The organism is Celeribacter neptunius, assembly GCF_900113955.1.
Lineage (GTDB): Bacteria > Pseudomonadota > Alphaproteobacteria > Rhodobacterales > Rhodobacteraceae > Celeribacter > Celeribacter neptunius.
In genome coordinates this window covers 357,679-373,382 of sequence record NZ_FORH01000004.1, presented here as the reverse complement: position 1 = coordinate 373,382, position 15,704 = coordinate 357,679, and the positions used below count along the sequence as shown (strand labels likewise).

The following is a 15,704-nucleotide window of genomic DNA, read 5'->3' as shown; positions in this document are numbered from 1 at the left end:
TTGCACGAACGGCCTCGCCACCCTTTCGGGGAGGATCATCATAGCCTAAAGCGGGCTCCACGCGCATGTAAGGCGTCCCTTTAGGCGAGAATCGGACAAAAGGAAAGCCCGAATTTCATCTCACTTATCGCGGAACTGCGGTTCGCGCTTCTCGAGAAAGGCCGCCATGCCCTCTTTCTGGTCATCGGTCGCAAACAGCGCCTGAAATGTCCGGCGCTCGAATCGAACCCCTTCGGAGAGCGTCGTCTCGTAGGACCGGTTCACCGCTTCCTTCGCCGCCGCCACGGAAATCATGCTTTTCTCGGCGATCTTACCGGCGACACTCAACGCTTCCTCGATCAGCTTTTTCGACGGCACAATGCGCGAGACCAACCCGATGCGCTCGGCCTCCTCCGCCTCCATGAACCGCCCGGTGAGAGTCATTTCCATGGCTTTCGACTTGCCGACGAACCGCGTCAGCCGCTGGGTGCCGCCAATTCCGGGAATGATACCGAGGTTGATCTCCGGCTGGCCGAATTTCACATTGTCGGCGGCAAGGATGAAATCGCAGAGCATGGCCAGCTCACAGCCACCGCCCAGTGCATAGCCCGCCACGGCGGCGATCACCGGTTTGCGGGTGGCGGTGATCCGGTCGGCATCGTCGGCAAACAGGTTTTCCGTGACGATGTCGGCATAGCTCTTGTCCGACATCTCCTTGATATCGGCGCCGGCGGCAAAGGCCTTGTCGGACCCGGTGAGGACGATCGCCCGGACTTTCGGATCGGCATCGGCCTTGGTCAGCGCGTCGGCCAATTCGGCCAGCAGCTCGGAATTGAGCGCATTGAGCGCCTCGGGGCGGTTCAACCGGACCAGCTCGACATTGTCTTTGATCTCGATGAGAAGCGTCTTATAGGCCATGTCCATCTCCGGGTCCGGGCGTTGGTTCCCCGGAGTCCTAACATTTGCCCCAAAGGGATCAAGTCATCTTTGACAGCTTGGACAAAAGAAGCTGGAGCGCCCGGACTGGGTGATCCTTTTGACTACGGATGCACAATCGGGCGTCACACAGGGATCGCCTTCGCGCCCATAGACCCGGAAACTGTGCTGAAAATAGCCAAGCTCGCCATCGGCCTGCCGAAAATCCTTGAGAGAGGAGCCCCCGGCCTCGATGGCCTCTGCAAGCACCGCGCGAATGATCGGCACCAATGCAGCGATGCGCGCCTCCGAAATACGCGCCGCCTTGCGCGCCGGATGAATGCCGGCCCGGAACAACACTTCGCAGACATAGATATTGCCCAGCCCCGCCACCACATGCTGATCCAGAAGCGCCGTCTTGATCGGCGTGTTGCGGGATTTGAGCGCAGCAACCAGATGATCTTCGCTAAAGCCATTGCCCAACGGCTCCGGCCCGAGCTTGGCGAGAAGCGGATGGGTCTCCTCCGTCCCCGTCGCCATCAGATCCATCGCCCCGAAGCGCCGCGGATCGTTGAAGGTCACCCGCGCGCCGTTTTCCATGTGAAACACCACATGGTCGTGTTTCTGCGCCGCCGGGTGGTCATGCACGAATTGCCCCAGGGGATCGCCCGACACGGTCATCCGCCCGGACATGCCCAGATGAATGAGCAGCGTCTCGGATGTGTCGAGATCGGCCAGGATGTATTTCGAGCGCCGCCGGAGCCGCAACACTTCCGCCCCGGTGAGCCGCTCTGCCATCCGCTCTGGAAAGGGCCAACGCAAATCCGGCCGGTTGACCTCGGCCCGCGCAATCCGCCCCCCCGCCATCGACGGCTCCAGCCCGCGACGAACCGTCTCGACCTCTGGCAATTCCGGCATTTTACCCCCCTGCTGTGGCGACATGCGATTGTCACGCCCGGCGTGAGGCCTATAAGAAGGGTGAGTTTCGACAAAGGTGCAAGAGCAATGAGCAACCCGGACCAAAAGACCACGCATTTCGGTTTCAAGGATGTCGCCGAGGATCAAAAGGCGGGGATGGTGCACGGGGTCTTCACCTCGGTGGCCTCGAAATACGACATCATGAACGACGTCATGTCGATGGGCATCCACCGGGTCTGGAAAGACGCGATGATGGACTGGCTGGCCCCGCGCCCCGGTCAGCGGCTTCTGGACGTTGCCGGCGGCACCGGCGATATTTCATTCCGCTTCCTGAAACGCGCCCCCGGCGCCTCCTCGGTGGTGCTCGACATGACCGAGTCGATGCTGGTCGAGGGCCGCAAACGCGCCGAAGCCGAACAGATGGCCGATCATCTCGACTGGGTCACTGGCGACGCCATGTCCCTGCCCTTCGAAGACAACCAGTTCGATGTCTACACCATTTCTTTCGGCATCCGGAACGTCACCCGCATCCAGGACGCGCTCTGCGAAGCCTACCGGGTGCTGAAACCCGGCGGGCGGCTGATGGTGCTCGAGTTTTCGCAACTGCCGAACCCGATGATGCAAAAGGCCTATGACCTTTACTCCTTCAACGTCATTCCGCAAATGGGGCAGTTGATCGCCGGCGACCGCGACAGCTATCAGTACCTCGTCGAGAGCATCCGCAAATTCCCCGATCAGGAGACATTTGCCCGGATGATCCGCGAGGCCGGTTTTGCCAATGTCTCTTACCGCAACCTGAGCCTCGGCATCGCCGCACTGCATTCCGGGTGGAAAATCTGATGCGCGGACCTCACAATATCTGGCGGCTCATGCGCACCGGGGCGACGATGGAGCGCACCGGGGCGATGAAACAGGCGATGGATGCGATGGAGGCCCCGCGCGGCCTGCGCATTCTGGCCCGCACGCTCCTGTGGCCGTTTCAATGGCTGGGCTACAAGGGCGACGCCAGCCAGCCGCCGGTGACCCGCGCTCTGACCGCCCTGGGCCCGGCCTATATCAAATTCGGCCAGATTCTATCGACCCGTCCCGATGTGGTCGGGGCCGATCTGGCGACGCAACTGCAGATCCTGCAGGACAAGCTGCCGCCCTTCCCGCGCGATGTTGCGATCAAAACGGTCGAGAGCGAGCTGGGCCAACCGATGGCGGAGCTTTTCTCCGAGTTTTCCGAACCGGTCGCTGCCGCCTCGATCGCCCAGGTGCATAAGGCCGTGCGGTCTGACACCGGCCAGCCGGTCGCGGTCAAGGTGCTGCGCCCCGGTATCGAACGCGCCTTCCGCACCGATATCGATGCGTTTTATTTCATCGCCTGGATGATCGAGAAACTCTCCCCCGCCTCGCGGCGCCTGCGGCCGAGCGATGTCGTCGCGCATTTCGAAGGCGTGGTGCAGGGCGAGCTGGACCTGCGGCTGGAAAGCGCCTCGGCCTCCGAATTTGCCGCCAACACTGCGAATGACGAAGGTTTCAATGTGCCTGCCGTCGACTGGGCGCTCTCTTCGCGCCGGGTGATGACACTCGAATGGGTCGAGGGGATCACCGCCTCCGACATCGATCAGATCATCGCCGCCGGGCATGATCGCGCGCTGCTGGGTCAGCGGGTGTTGCGCATGTTCCTCAGCCACGCGCTGCGTGACGGATATTTCCACGCCGACATGCATCACGGCAATCTGAAGATTGCCCCGAATGGCGATATCATCGCGCTGGATTTCGGCATCATGGGCGCGCTCGATGAATATACACGACGCGTCTACGCCGAGATTCTCTACGGTTTCATCAAGAAAGACTATAAACGCGTCGCCGAGGTGCATTTCGAAGCGGGCTATGTGCCCGCCGACCGCGATGTCGATGAGTTTGCCCGCGCACTCCGCGCCGTCGGCGACCCGATCTTTGGCATGGACGCCAGCCGGATCTCCATGGCGCGGCTCCTGTCCTACCTGTTCGAGGTGACCGAGAGATTCGGCATGCAGACCCGCACCGAGCTGATCCTGTTGCAGCGCACCATGGTGGTGGTCGAGGGCGTGTCGCGCTCGCTCGATCCGCATATCAACATCTGGGAAGTCTCCAAGCCGGTGGTCGAGGATTACATCAAATCCAGCATCGGGCCGAAGGCCCTGACCCGCGACCTGTGGCGCACCGCCATGGTGCTGTCGCGCTTCGGTCCGCGCCTGCCGCAGATTGCCGAGAGCCTGCTCATCTCCCAGACCCAGGGTGCACAGGCACAGGATGATGCCGGGCGACGTTGGCATGCGCTCTGGCTCCTGCTCGGCGGGGCGGGCTCCGCGGCGATCGGGGCTCTGGTCGTGCTGCTGCTCAGCTGAGCCGGGCAAGCTCCAAAGCGCCGGCCGCTTCATAAATGGTTTCACCATGCGCCGCTTTCCAGACGCAATAGGCCGCCATTCGCCAATGATAATAGGGCGCCAAGGCGCGGTAGCGGTCTCTCACCTCCGGGGCGGGATAGGCCAGAAGCGCCTCTTCGGCACGGGCCCGGCTCAGGGGCACGCGGCCATAGACATGATGCATGGCGGACGACAGCGCAATCGCCAGATCGGCCGTGGCATCGCCCCACGCCGGGCATTGCCAATCGATGAAACGCCGTGTCGCCCCCGCCGCAATCACATTCGCCGGCACCGGATCACCGTGCAGCAGAACGTTTGGGCCCGGCGCGATCTCCCGTTCCGAAGGGGCACGTGCGATCAGCGGCTCCGCCTGCGCCAATGGCACCTGCGAAAGAAACCACATCCCCGAGCGCAACAGGGCCCCCGGTGTGCTCTCGATCCTGCGCAGCGCGATCTGGGGGCGCAACGCATGAACCCGACCGAGCGCCAGGATCGTGTCCGGATCGACATGCTCCAGAGCCTGTCCCGGAAGATAGTCATAGACAAGACAGGGCCCGTTTCCTGTCTCGAAGGCCGCGAGCAGCTCGGGCGCGAGCCCCTGACCGCGCAAGGCGGCGAGAACCCGGGCCTCGGCCTCGGGCTCATTGGGGAAAAGCGGATTGGCCCGCGTCGCGTCGAACAGTTTGAAAATCCGCTCGCCCAGCCCGTCGTGCACGTGCCAGATGCGGTTGCTGCGCCCGCCGGGCAACTCTGTCCATTGCTGCGGACCCGGAGCGTCTCGCTCGGAATAGCTCTGCACCTCTTGTGGCACAGATTGCGGAGAAACACGGGACATGGCTGGGCCTTGGGTTTGGATCACCCGAGTTTAAAGCCTTCGACCCCAAAGCTGAAACACAGAATTGGGGTGCAACACTGTTGCGAGCCGATCCGAAAGCGTCCGACGCTCGAAAAGAACCGAAGCCTGTCTCGCAGAAGGCGATCAGGCCGGATCGCGCAGCGCCGTGACATCTTCGGAAGCGATCTCGTTGCCGCCTTCGAGCACCAGAACGATATTTCCGCTATCCGAACGCGCCTCGACGATCCGCGAATAGCTTTCGACCGAGGTGGTCGAGAGAAGATCCGTTCCATAATAGTTTTCGATCTCGAAACTGTAATTCCCGGCCTCGAACGGCTCGCCATCGTCATCGAGGCCATCCCATTCGAAACTGCCTTCGGTCGGCTCCATGCTGCGCTCTTGCACCACGGTCCCGCTGGCATCGCGCACGATCAGTTTGGCATTGTCCGCAGCACTGGCGAATTCACCCGTCAACGTCACCGGCGAAGCTCCGTCGAAATAGGCGGCCGATTCGCTGCGCGCCTCCATCCCGACCCAGCCCGAAAGCTGGGAAAAGCCCATAAGGCCGAGTTGCGAGGAGAGATCCTTGAGCAGGTCATTGGTCTGAACCGCCTGTTCCACCCCGGAGAAGGTGGCGAGCTGGGTCGCATAATCCGACGATTCGATGGGATTGAGCGGATCCTGGTTCTGCATTTGCACCGTCAGCATTTTCAGGAAGGTCTCGAAATCAGAGCTGATTCCGCTGCTCGCCTCCTCGCTGGTCGAACTGCTGCTGCTTGTGCTGCTGCTGGTCGTCGTCGTTGCGGCCGTCGAAGCCGTGACTGAATCTACCATCGTTTGCTCCTTTTAAAGCCTGAGATCCATACTGGAAGAATTGCCGAGAGACAGACGCACGGGTGTCGGCGAAGCAGGGGCCTCTATGTCACCGGGGCCAGAAACGCCCCCCGCCCCGAAGCCACCGAAGCCCGAGCGCTTGTCGTCCTGATGTTCCTGACCACCCTGGTCGAAACTCTCGAAGCTGAACCCGCTCTCGGAATACCCGAGATCGCGGAATTCGCCGATCAAGCTGTCGATATTCCGGCGCATGAGATCGAGCGTATCTACGCGTTCGGCGGCGACCACGACATGCATCGCACCGGTCTCCGAGACGTGGAAAGACAGCCTCACCTTACCGAGTTCCTCCGGGCTCAGCGTGATCTCCATCGGTCGGTCGGGAAGCTGCCGCGCGGCATCGGCGATCTGCATCGCCACTCGTGTCGGAAGCTCGCCCCGGCTTGCCGCGCTGGTCGGCGAGGCGGCGGCCTTCGCGGCCTCATGTTCTGCACGGGACGTGACCCCCGGCGGCAAATCATCGAGACCGGCCAGCGGGTCCAGTGCCTCCTCTTTGCCCACCTCGCCCTGCGATGTCGCCAGCGGCCCCGCGCCAGCCACGACACCGGTCATGGCCCCGGTGAGGGCCGCGGTTTGGGGCTGCGGTTGGGTTTGGTTCTGTTGCACGGTGGGGCTTGGCTGAAGATCGACAGGCGGTTCCACCGCTGCCGTCGCATCGTTGCCATCCACCTGACCCGATACCTCACTGGTGCCCGCCGGACCGGTCAGCTCCGGTTTACCCGCAACAGAGTTGGCGACCTTGCCCTGTTCCGTCACGGCCGCCGCAACATCTGCGGAAACCTTTGCGCGCGTCGCGTTTGGCTCAGCGCGCATCACCGGATCGGGCGATGTCACATCCGTAGCCTGCGCATCATCGCCCTCGATCGGCACATCTGCCGTGTCCGGCCCCTGTTCTGCCGAGGTGAAGTTGCGCCCCATCTGGAACAACAGCGCCGCATTCGTATCCCGGCCTGCCGCCGCCCCGGCGGGAGACGCGACAGTCTTCGTCGCGCCGGCGTCATCTGTTTTCGGGCCAGAGGTTCCGGCCCCTTGCGCCGTCGCCGTCTCAGTGGCAATCAAGCCTTCCGCCAAAGCGTGTTCGGCGGGGTGTGTCGCTGATCCTCGAAGGGTCTCCATTGCAGGTTTTGCCGGAGAGCCGGCCTGAGAACTGGCCTGTACGGCGACCTGTGCGACGGCCTGTTGCACCGCGTCTGCCCCGACCGCCTTGTTGCCGGTGAGTTTGCCATCAGAGAACTGACCAAGCCCCGGTTGGCCGGAGGAACCGGAGAGGCCGGAAAGGCCCAGGACATCCCCGGCGCTGCGCCCTTGCAAAACAGCCGCGCCATCCTGCCCCTCTTGGGCAATCTCGGTATCCCCTGCGCTTGCATCCCCCGCCGGGGCTGCGGTCGTACCGTTCTGGCCGGGAAGAACGGGCCTGTCACGCCCGACCGCCCCCGTTTCCGGGCCGGCCTCGCCACGGGCCACGGCCACGGCCACTTTCCCGACCGTCTTCTCACCTTGCAAGGCCTGAGCCACCTGAAACTGTGCCCCGGTTTTGTTCGAAGGCATGCGTTCGGTTGCGACCTGCCCCTCCGGCGTCTCGGCCGTGTCAGATGCGGTGTTTTCAGCCGACGACAGCTCAGCTTTGACGAGATTTGGCATCGCCTGCGCATCCGGCGCGATCTGTTTCGAAGCGGTCTGCGCCTCTTCCGAAGGCAGTTGAGATGTCGCATCGATCTGATCCGTTTCGGCCTGATCCTGTTCCGAATCGGCTGTCACGGTGCTGTCTCTGTTTTCGGGAGTTTCCGGAGTTTCGGTCGTCACACCGACAAAACTGTCCCCCGTGAGGGGCTCGACAGAATCAGCTGCTTTGCCCTCGCCCAAGGCGTTTTCGATGGCGGCTTGGGCCGATCCCTGCGCCATGGGTCCAGCCGATTTCACGGCCGATTTCGCAGCAGATTTCGTCTGAGCACCGGCCATTGTTTGCGCGATGTTTCCGGCGCCTTCGGCAACCTGGGCACCCCCTTCTCCTGCGGCGCCGGATTGCGACGCCTTGCTTGCCCCATCTTGTTGGCTAAACAGCTGTGCAAAAGGATGTTTTTCCGCCCCGCTCGGCGTCTTCTCGGCTCCCTGCGCCGGTGACGCCCCAGGTGTTTTGCCAGGAATTTGGGGAGCGGTGCCGGCCGCCTCTGAATAACTCGGCGCCACAGGCCCCATGCCTTTGGAGCGGGCCTGTGTATCGGTTGTCGTCGCAACCGCGAAGTCTAACATCTGTAATTGCATTTCTTGCATCCGGGATTTCTTTCGCCGTGATGCCAATATGATCCGAGAGAGTTACCGGTTCTTTACCTGATTGCATTTATGACAGGAAAAATACTTCCAATTGGAGGGACCGTTCCATGTCCATGTCAGCGATCAACGCGGCGCTGAGTTCGCAAAGCACCCCGCAGACCTCTCTGCCTGCGAAACCCTCGCAGGACGAGAAGCTGCGCGAAGCCGCCGACAGCCTGGAGGCGACCTTTCTCGCGGAAATGCTGAAATCCGCCGGTTTCGGCAAAGCTCCGGAAGCCTTTGGCGGTGGGGAAGGCGAAGACCAGTTCTCTTCCTTTCTGGTGCAAGCCCAGGCCGAAAACATGGTGAAAGCCGGCGGAATCGGCCTCTCCGAACAGATTTTCAACGCCCTGAAGGAGAAAGCCGATGGCATTTCTTGATGCATTCCGTCCCGCCGCCGCGCTCTCGAAACTGCTCGACCGGGAAAAGGAGGCGATCCTCAAAAGCGATTTCTCCACCCTCGAGACACTCGCAAAATCGAAAGAATCTCTCATGGGACAAGTCGCGCGTGCGCAACTCCCCGAGCGCTCTCTGAAAGATCTGCAACGTCGCGCGGATCACAATCGACGCCTGCTTCTGGCCTCGGCAAAAGGCATTCGCACAGCACGGGAAAGATTGTTGAATCTCAACAAGGAGACCAAGGAGTTCACGGCTTACGGGCCGGCGGGTGCGACCACCTCGATTGCTCGTAAGTCGTTAACCATGAAGAGAAAAGCCTGAGGATCTGCCCAATTTTTGCCTCAAATTGAAAGCATCTTCCAAACGCAGCTTAGGAAACTTTTAGCCTTTAAGCTCCAAAGATCAGAGTGCATCCCGAGAGGGTGGCACGGTCGGCCGGGAAGCGGTCATCCGTAATCAGTCAGAATGACGATCCTGAAACCGCCCCTTGGGGCGGATCTCGAAACTCATGTGGCGCAAAACGCGTCCCAAGATCAAAGGAAACAATGCTATGTCCAGCATTCTGACCAACAACGGCGCAATGGTTGCGCTGCAAACCCTGAAATCCATCAACTCCGACCTGGCCGATACCCAGTCGATGATCTCGACCGGCAAGAAAGTTGCGTCCGCCAAGGACAACGCTTCCGTGTGGGCGATTTCGAAAGTGATGGAAGCCGACGTGAAAGGGTTTGAGCAAATCTCCGACTCGATCGCCGTCGGTCAGTCGACCCTGTCTGTTGCCTCGAACGCCGCTGAGACCGTCACTGATCTTCTGACGCAAGTGCAGGAAAAAGTGGTCAACGCGAACGTCCCGGGCGCCGACACGACCAAAATCCAGGCTGACATCGACGGTCTGACCGAACAGATCAAATCTGTGGTCTCCGCCGCTCAGTTCAACGGTCAAAACCTGGTTGATGGTTCGGGCGACATTTCCATCCTGTCCTCTCTGGACCGCGATGCCTCCGGCAACGTGACCGCGAAATCCATCAATGTTTCGGGTGCTGACCTGAACGTCGGTGGCTACACGGCTCAGGACGTCTTCGGCGGCAACGCTTCCGGCGCATCCACTGCCGGTGACGTCTTCACCACCAGCCTCGCGGCTGGCGACACGACCGGCGTGACGCTCGAATTCGACGATGCGACCGGGACTGCCGACGGTATCGATGCTGGTTTCGCGGCCGGCGACAAAGTCAGCGTTTCGATCGGTGATCAAACCGTTTCGTATCAGATCTCGGCAGATGTTGCCGCTCTGTCCGGTACGCAACAGACCGACCAGATCGCAGCTGGCCTGAAATCCGCAATCGATGCGCTCGGGATTACCGATCTCGAAGTCGAATTCACCGCTGGCGTCTCCGGCACCAGCGCCTCGACTCTCGACTTCCGCGTTGCGGATACCGACGGTGACAGCGTTAGCTCCATTGGCAAGGATACGGCCATCACCGCCTCCTTCACCAATGTTGGTTCCGGTGGCCTTGGTGCCCTGTCCTCGATCGACGTGACCTCGGACGCTTCCGGCGCTCTGGCGAAAATGAGCGGTCTCATCGACACCGCCGTGAACGCCGCTGCGAGCTTCGGTTCCGCTGCTGGTCGTCTCGAATCGCAGGCCGACTTCGTCTCCAGCCTGACCGACTCGCTGAAATCCGGCATCGGTTCGATGGTCGACGCCGACATGGAAGAAACCTCGGCCAAACTTCAGGCCCTTCAGGTGCAGCAGCAGCTCGGTGTGCAGTCGCTCTCGATTGCCAACCAGGCGCCGCAAACGGTCCTGTCGCTCTTCCGCTAAGAGCTTTGATCCGGGCGCCTTTCGGCGCCCGGATTTCCCCGCGGTAAAAAACCGCGCGTTGAAATTCATTGTCACCGGAAGGATACGACGTGAACGCTCTTCATATGGCCCGAACGGCCTATTCCAATACCGCCGCACCGATCATGACCCCACGCGGCACAGAGTACGAAGCTTTTGCAAGAATTACGCATCGCCTTCGTCAAGCAGCCCAAGACAAAAAGCTTGGCTACGCTGCTTATGTCAAAGCGCTCTACGACAACCGCCGCCTCTGGACCTTGCTCGCGGCCAATGTCGCCGACAAAGACAACCAGCTCCCGAAAGAACTACGCGCCCAGATTTTTTACCTGGCCGAGTTCACCGAAAAGCACACCGCCGATATTCTCGCCAAGAAAGCCGACGAAACGGCCCTGATCGAAATCAACACCGCCATCATGCGTGGCCTCCACCGGGAGGGCAAATAAATGAGCGGTCTGGTTCTCAAGCTCGGCCCGAAAGAACGGGTTCTCATCAACGGTGCCGTCATCGAAAACGGAGATCGTCGTTCTCGTCTCTCCATCGTGACACCGAATGCCAATATCCTGCGTCTGCGCGATGCCATTCACCCGGAAGAGGTCAACACCCCTGTTCGCCGTGTGTGCTACATCGCCCAGCTCGTCCTGTCCGGCGATGCCGACCCGGCAGAGGCGAAACTCCAGCTGATGCGTGGCATCGAACAGCTCAGTCAGGTCCTCACCGACTCCGACAGCCGCAAGATTCTCAACAACGCCACCAGCGAAATCCAAAACGGTCAGTACTATCAGGCCCTCAAGGCCCTGAGAGCGCTGCTGCCAAGAGAAGAGCGGCTGCTGTCGGCCGCACAGGTCCAATGAGCTATCAACCTGTTGTCCCATTCGGCGGTTACGCCGGATGGGTCGTCCTGCAAAGAACCAAAGACAATCAGCAAGAGGCCTTCAACCAGTCGGCCGAGATGCAGCGTGAAACGGATTATTTCCGTGAGAACATCAGCAAGATCACCACGGCAGAGGATCTTGTGTCTGATTACCGCATGCTCAAGGTCGCCTTGGGGGCTTTTGGTCTGGACGACGACATCAACAACAAGTTCTTCATCGAAAAAGTGCTCGATGAGGGGACGTTGAATAGCGATGCTCTGGCCAACAAACTGTCCGACAAACGGTATTTCAAACTGGCCGAGGCATTCGGATTCGGCAATTTCAGTGTCCCGAGCACCGTAATCAGCGATTTTCCCGACAAGATCATTTCCGCCTATCAGGAAAAGCAGTTCCAGGTGGCTGTCGGTGAACAGAATGAGGACATGCGCCTCGCCCTCAACCTCGACGAAGAGCTGACCAGCCTCGTGAACAAGGACACGTCCGACAATGGACGTTGGTACTCTGTCATGGGCAACCCGGCGCTCCGCACCGTGTTCGAAACCGCTCTGGGCCTGCCCAGTTCTTTCGGCACCCTCGATCTCGATCAACAGCTGTCGATGTTCCGGGACAAGGCAGATCAATATCTTGGCGATTCCGAAATCTCGCAATTCTCTGATCCGGAAAAACAGGACAAGTTGGTAAAACTCTTTCTGATCCGGTCGGAATTGGCGAATGGCACCACGAACAGCTATTCCGCCGCCTCCAACGCACTGACCCTGCTCAGTGGCGCTGGCTGATACAAGGCGCTGCCCGATACAAACTGTGGTCGGATCATTACCCTGAGGCCCCGTCTTACGACGGTTTGTCCGGCACGAAACAGGCTGCGAGGCGGTTGAAACTTTCTTGTGTGCCATCCGGCTCGGATTGCGCCAGGAATTGGTCCAGTCTCGGCCAGGTCTCGATCGCCTCATCAATCGAAGGGTCCGTTCCTCTCGAATAGAGCCCGGCCTGAATCATCATTTCCGAGCGATCGAAAATCCCCAAGAGCCGCCGCGCCCTGGAAATCAGCGCATTCTCTTCATCCGTCGCCGCAAAGGGCAAAGCGCGCGACACGGATCGCAACAGATCGATGGCCGGGAAACGCCCGCGTTCGGCAATCTGACGATCCAGCACGATATGGCCATCGAGCACCCCGCGCAGAATATCCGCGATCGGTTCTTCCATGTCGGAGCCGGCGACGAGCACCGAGAAGACCGCGGTGATATCGCCCATATCGCCGATGCCCGGCCCCGCACGTTCGCAGAGCGTGGTGATCAGATGCGAAGTCGAGGGCGGAAAGCCGCGCAGCGAACTCGACTCCCCCGTCGCCAGCGCCACCTCGCGATGCGCCTCGGCAAAACGCGTCACCGAATCGGCGAGGAACAACACTTGCTTGCCTTTGTCGCGGAAATGTTCGGCCACGGACATTGCCGTCCAGGCACAGCGGCGGCGCACCATCGGCGACTGATCCGAAGTGGCCGCGACGATGACGGAGCGTTTCATCCCCGCCGGACCGAGCACGCGATCGATGAATTCGCGCACCTCGCGGCCACGCTCCCCGACCATGGCAATGACCACGACATCGGCCTGCAACCCGGTGGCGAGCTTGGCCAGAAGCGTGGACTTGCCGACGCCGGAGCCCGCGAACAGGCCGACCCGCTGACCGCGCACGATCGGCAGAAGCGTGTTGAACACCGCCAGACCGCTTTCCAAACGCCCGCCCAGAGCCCGGCGCTCGGTCGGGTTCAGCGGCTCACCTCGAAGGGCACGTGATTGATTTCCTTGAAGAATAGGCTTTCCGTCCAGGGATTTCCCAAACGGATCGATGACCCGTCCGATCCAGCTGTCGTCCGGCGCAATATGGTTTTTGCCAACATGCGCGACGGCATCACCAATCGATAGCCCGTCCGGACCGCCATCCGGCAGAACCGTCACCGTTTTCTTGTCGAGCTGAAGCACCTCGCCGCGACGGATCTGATCGCCATGGCCGATCTCGACGAGATCGCCCAGCGCCGCGATGCCGCTCAGCCCCGACACGGTCAGGACCCCGCGGGAAACTTCGATCACGCGTCCGACAGATTGCACCGGTTTCACCGCTGCAACCTCAGCCAAAAGCAATTCGAATCCTACGCCGCTCATCGGGTCCTCCGTGTCGTTCAACTCTTTCGTAAGGAATCAGGGTTAAGTCTTGGTTGAGATAACTCGGAGGAGAAACCCCGATGTTCCAGAACTTGGATATTTTCAAAATGGCCAGTGGCATGGCACGTCATGCCATCTCACGCCAGGAAGTGGTCGCGAAGAATATCGCGAATGCCGATACCCCCGAGTATCGGGCCAAGGATATTGCGTCTTTCGAAGACACATATCGCGCCGACACTTCCAACACCTCCCTGCGCGCGACGCGTGCGGGCCATGTTCTCGAGTCTCAGCAAAACACCTCTGACTACAGATTGATCGACACGCCAGGCGCCAGCTCGCCCAATGGCAACACGGTTTCGCTCGAGGGCGAGATGATGAAATCGGCGCAGGTGCGTCATGAGCACGATATGGCGCTGGCCGTCTACAAGAGCTCCATGAACATCCTGCGCACCTCGCTCGGTCGGAAATAAGGGAGAACTGAATGGCTGATCTGCAAAACATCCTCAATCTCTCGGCCTCGGGCATGAATGCGCAAGCCACGCGCCTGCGCCATGTCTCCGAGAACATCGCCAATGCCGATACGCCCGGCTACCACCGCAAGACCGTTTCATTCGAAGCCGTCATGGATCAGGGCGTCAAAACCGGTGCCGTGACCACCGGCAAGGTGGAGCTGGATCAATCCCCGCTCACCGAAATCTATGACCCGGGCCATCCGCTGGCCGGCGAGAACGGGTTTTACGACGGCTCGAATGTCGAGCTGATGATCGAGATCGCCGACGCGCGCGAGGCGCAGCGCAGCTACGAAGCCAACCTCAAAATGTTCGACCAGGCCCGTCAAATGTCCTCGTCAGTACTTGACCTTCTGCGCCGGTAGAACGCCGCGCATTTCACTAGGAGACCAGAATGGATATCCGATCAACATTCGCCGCTCAGGGCTATGCCGCCACCCGCCCGGCCACGGCCCCGAAGCCGGAAAATTCCGAACAGGCCGGCCAGAGCGCCTTTGGCAAGGCCGCCGCGAGCTTTGCCGAAACGCTGCAGCAGGGCGAAGAGGTGGCGCAGGCCGCCATGTCCGGCAAGGCCGACAGCCAATCGCTGGTGCAGGCGCTGGCGCAAACCGAGCTGGCGGTCGAGACCGCCGTCACCGTGCGTGACAAGGTTGTCGAGGCCTATCAGGAAATCCTCAGGATGCCGGTGTAAGCCATGGATGAGCTGGTTTTTTACGACACTCTGAGACAGGCGCTCTGGATCGCGACGATGATTTCGACGCCGATCCTGCTGGTCGCGCTTGTCGCCGGTGTCACCGTCGGCCTGTTTCAGGCGCTCACGAGCATTCAGGAAATGACCCTGACCTTCGTGCCGAAACTGGTCGCGATCCTGATCGTGTTCTGGATGTCGATGGGGTTCATGACCGAAACCCTGACCAGCTTTTTCCGTGACCGCATCATTCCCTTGATCGGAGGTTTGTGATGGACAATGCCGGCTATACCGCCCTGACCCGCTCGGTCGGTCTCAATCGCGAGATGCAGACCATTGCGAACAATATCGCCAACGCCTCGACCACCGGGTTCCGCAAGGAAGGCATGTTGTTCTCCGAATATATCACCGCGCTCGGCAAGGGCGAGGACAGCCTGTCGATGGCCGATGGCAATGTCCGCGTGACCAATGACGCGCAGGGCCCGCTGACCCCCACGGGCGGCACGTTCGATTTCGCCATCGAAGGCGATGGGTTCTTTCTGATCGACACGCCGAATGGCCAGGCCCTGACCCGCGCCGGTGCCTTTACCCCCAACGAGCAGGGCGAATTGACCACGCATGACGGTTACCGGCTGCTCGACAATGGCGGCGCACCGATCTTTGTGCCCTCCGATGCACAGAATGTCTCGGTCGCGGCCGATGGCACGATTTCCGCGGACGGTCAGCCGCTGACCCAGATCGGCCTGTACCTGCCGGATGATCCCAACAGCATGAGCCGCAGCGATGGCGTGCGCTTCTTCACCGAAGGCGGTGTCGTGCCGCAGGAAGATGCCGTCATCCTGCAGGGCTATGTCGAAAACTCGAACGTCAACCCGATCACCGAAGTCTCCCGGATGATCGAGGTGCAACATGCCTACACGATGGGCGTGAAATTCGTTGAACAAGAAGATGAGCGGATCAAATCCGTCATCTCAACCCTCGGACGCTAAGGAAGGAGC

Annotated in this window: 19 protein-coding genes; 13 read left to right on the top strand and 6 right to left on the bottom strand. The window is 60.7% G+C overall.

Annotated features, from left to right (window positions below; genetic code table 11):
- Positions 1-120: 120 nt before the first annotated feature.
- Both BM151_RS12790 and mutM read right to left on the bottom strand, forming a co-directional pair.
- Entirely contained in the window at positions 121-897 is a 777-nt protein-coding gene (locus BM151_RS12790) for an enoyl-CoA hydratase (RefSeq protein ID WP_090061107.1), read from the bottom strand.
- A 63-nt stretch (positions 898-960) separates the two neighbouring features.
- Complete coding sequence (gene mutM, locus BM151_RS12785) at positions 961-1,812, bottom strand: bifunctional DNA-formamidopyrimidine glycosylase/DNA-(apurinic or apyrimidinic site) lyase (RefSeq protein WP_090061106.1); 852 nt, start codon at positions 1,810-1,812, stop codon at positions 961-963.
- Positions 1,813-1,899: 87 nt separating this feature from the next.
- Here mutM and ubiE point away from each other — a divergent pair, with 87 nt between their 5' ends.
- Entirely contained in the window at positions 1,900-2,652 is a 753-nt protein-coding gene (ubiE, locus tag BM151_RS12780; protein WP_090061105.1) for a bifunctional demethylmenaquinone methyltransferase/2-methoxy-6-polyprenyl-1,4-benzoquinol methylase UbiE, read from the top strand.
- Positions 2,652-4,187, top strand: a complete 1,536-nt coding sequence (gene ubiB / locus BM151_RS12775; RefSeq protein WP_090061104.1) for a 2-polyprenylphenol 6-hydroxylase — start codon at positions 2,652-2,654, stop codon at positions 4,185-4,187. The genes ubiE and ubiB overlap by 1 nt, the downstream gene beginning before the upstream one ends.
- On the opposite strand, the gene BM151_RS12770 is transcribed toward ubiB, so the two are convergent.
- The 3 genes from BM151_RS12770 to BM151_RS12760 form a co-directional block, all read right to left on the bottom strand.
- Positions 4,180-5,040, bottom strand: a complete 861-nt coding sequence (locus BM151_RS12770; RefSeq protein WP_090061103.1) for an aminoglycoside phosphotransferase family protein — start codon at positions 5,038-5,040, stop codon at positions 4,180-4,182. The two genes, ubiB and BM151_RS12770, sit on opposite strands and share 8 nt — an antisense overlap.
- Before the next feature lie 144 nt (positions 5,041-5,184).
- Positions 5,185-5,874: a flagellar hook capping FlgD N-terminal domain-containing protein gene (locus BM151_RS12765; RefSeq protein WP_090061102.1), complete on the bottom strand. Its 690-nt coding sequence runs from the start codon at positions 5,872-5,874 to the stop codon at positions 5,185-5,187.
- Between the two features lie 12 nt (positions 5,875-5,886).
- Positions 5,887-7,689 carry a flagellar hook-length control protein FliK gene (locus BM151_RS12760; protein WP_177213128.1) on the bottom strand — a complete coding sequence of 601 codons (1,803 nt, stop codon included), beginning with the start codon at positions 7,687-7,689 and terminating at the stop codon, positions 5,887-5,889.
- Between the two features lie 620 nt (positions 7,690-8,309).
- Between BM151_RS12760 and BM151_RS12755 the strand changes: the two genes are divergently transcribed.
- The 6 genes from BM151_RS12755 to BM151_RS12730 all read left to right on the top strand — a co-directional run bounded on the left by BM151_RS12755 (position 8,310) and on the right by BM151_RS12730 (position 12,128).
- Entirely contained in the window at positions 8,310-8,621 is a 312-nt protein-coding gene (locus tag BM151_RS12755) for a rod-binding protein (protein ID WP_090061100.1), read from the top strand.
- Positions 8,608-8,961 (top strand): hypothetical protein, encoded by a 354-nt coding sequence (locus BM151_RS12750; RefSeq protein ID WP_090061099.1) that lies wholly within the window; start codon positions 8,608-8,610, stop codon positions 8,959-8,961. The genes BM151_RS12755 and BM151_RS12750 overlap by 14 nt, the downstream gene beginning before the upstream one ends.
- A gap of 229 nt (positions 8,962-9,190) precedes the next feature.
- On the top strand, positions 9,191-10,462 hold the full coding sequence (locus BM151_RS12745) for a flagellin N-terminal helical domain-containing protein (protein ID WP_090061098.1): 1,272 nt from the start codon (positions 9,191-9,193) through the stop codon (positions 10,460-10,462).
- Positions 10,463-10,551: 89 nt separating this feature from the next.
- Positions 10,552-10,923, top strand: coding sequence for a flagellar biosynthesis regulator FlaF (gene flaF / locus BM151_RS12740; RefSeq protein ID WP_342714571.1), 372 nt, complete (start codon positions 10,552-10,554; stop codon positions 10,921-10,923).
- Positions 10,924-11,331: a flagellar biosynthesis repressor FlbT gene (flbT, locus tag BM151_RS12735; protein WP_090061096.1), complete on the top strand. Its 408-nt coding sequence runs from the start codon at positions 10,924-10,926 to the stop codon at positions 11,329-11,331.
- On the top strand, positions 11,328-12,128 hold the full coding sequence (locus tag BM151_RS12730) for a DUF1217 domain-containing protein (protein ID WP_090061095.1): 801 nt from the start codon (positions 11,328-11,330) through the stop codon (positions 12,126-12,128). Before flbT ends, BM151_RS12730 begins: the two co-directional genes overlap by 4 nt.
- A gap of 55 nt (positions 12,129-12,183) precedes the next feature.
- Here BM151_RS12730 and BM151_RS12725 read toward each other — a convergent pair whose 3' ends face one another.
- Complete coding sequence (locus BM151_RS12725; protein WP_090061152.1) at positions 12,184-13,509, bottom strand: FliI/YscN family ATPase; 1,326 nt, start codon at positions 13,507-13,509, stop codon at positions 12,184-12,186.
- Positions 13,510-13,589: 80 nt separating this feature from the next.
- Here BM151_RS12725 and BM151_RS12720 point away from each other — a divergent pair, with 80 nt between their 5' ends.
- The 5 genes from BM151_RS12720 to BM151_RS12700 are packed head-to-tail and all read left to right on the top strand — an operon-like array spanning position 13,590 to position 15,695.
- Positions 13,590-13,979: a FlgB family protein gene (locus BM151_RS12720; RefSeq protein ID WP_090061094.1), complete on the top strand. Its 390-nt coding sequence runs from the start codon at positions 13,590-13,592 to the stop codon at positions 13,977-13,979.
- Between the two features lie 11 nt (positions 13,980-13,990).
- Positions 13,991-14,383 (top strand): flagellar basal body rod protein FlgC, encoded by a 393-nt coding sequence (gene flgC / locus BM151_RS12715; protein WP_090061093.1) that lies wholly within the window; start codon positions 13,991-13,993, stop codon positions 14,381-14,383.
- A 29-nt stretch (positions 14,384-14,412) separates the two neighbouring features.
- Positions 14,413-14,709 carry a flagellar hook-basal body complex protein FliE gene (gene fliE, locus BM151_RS12710; RefSeq protein WP_090061092.1) on the top strand — a complete coding sequence of 99 codons (297 nt, stop codon included), beginning with the start codon at positions 14,413-14,415 and terminating at the stop codon, positions 14,707-14,709.
- Between the two features lie 3 nt (positions 14,710-14,712).
- Positions 14,713-14,979, top strand: a complete 267-nt coding sequence (locus BM151_RS12705) for a flagellar biosynthetic protein FliQ (RefSeq protein ID WP_090061091.1) — start codon at positions 14,713-14,715, stop codon at positions 14,977-14,979.
- The gene (locus BM151_RS12700) at positions 14,979-15,695 is read left to right on the top strand and encodes a flagellar hook-basal body complex protein (protein ID WP_090061090.1); all 717 of its coding nucleotides are present in this window, start codon (positions 14,979-14,981) and stop codon (positions 15,693-15,695) included. The genes BM151_RS12705 and BM151_RS12700 overlap by 1 nt, the downstream gene beginning before the upstream one ends.
- The last annotated feature ends 9 nt before the right edge of the window (positions 15,696-15,704 follow it).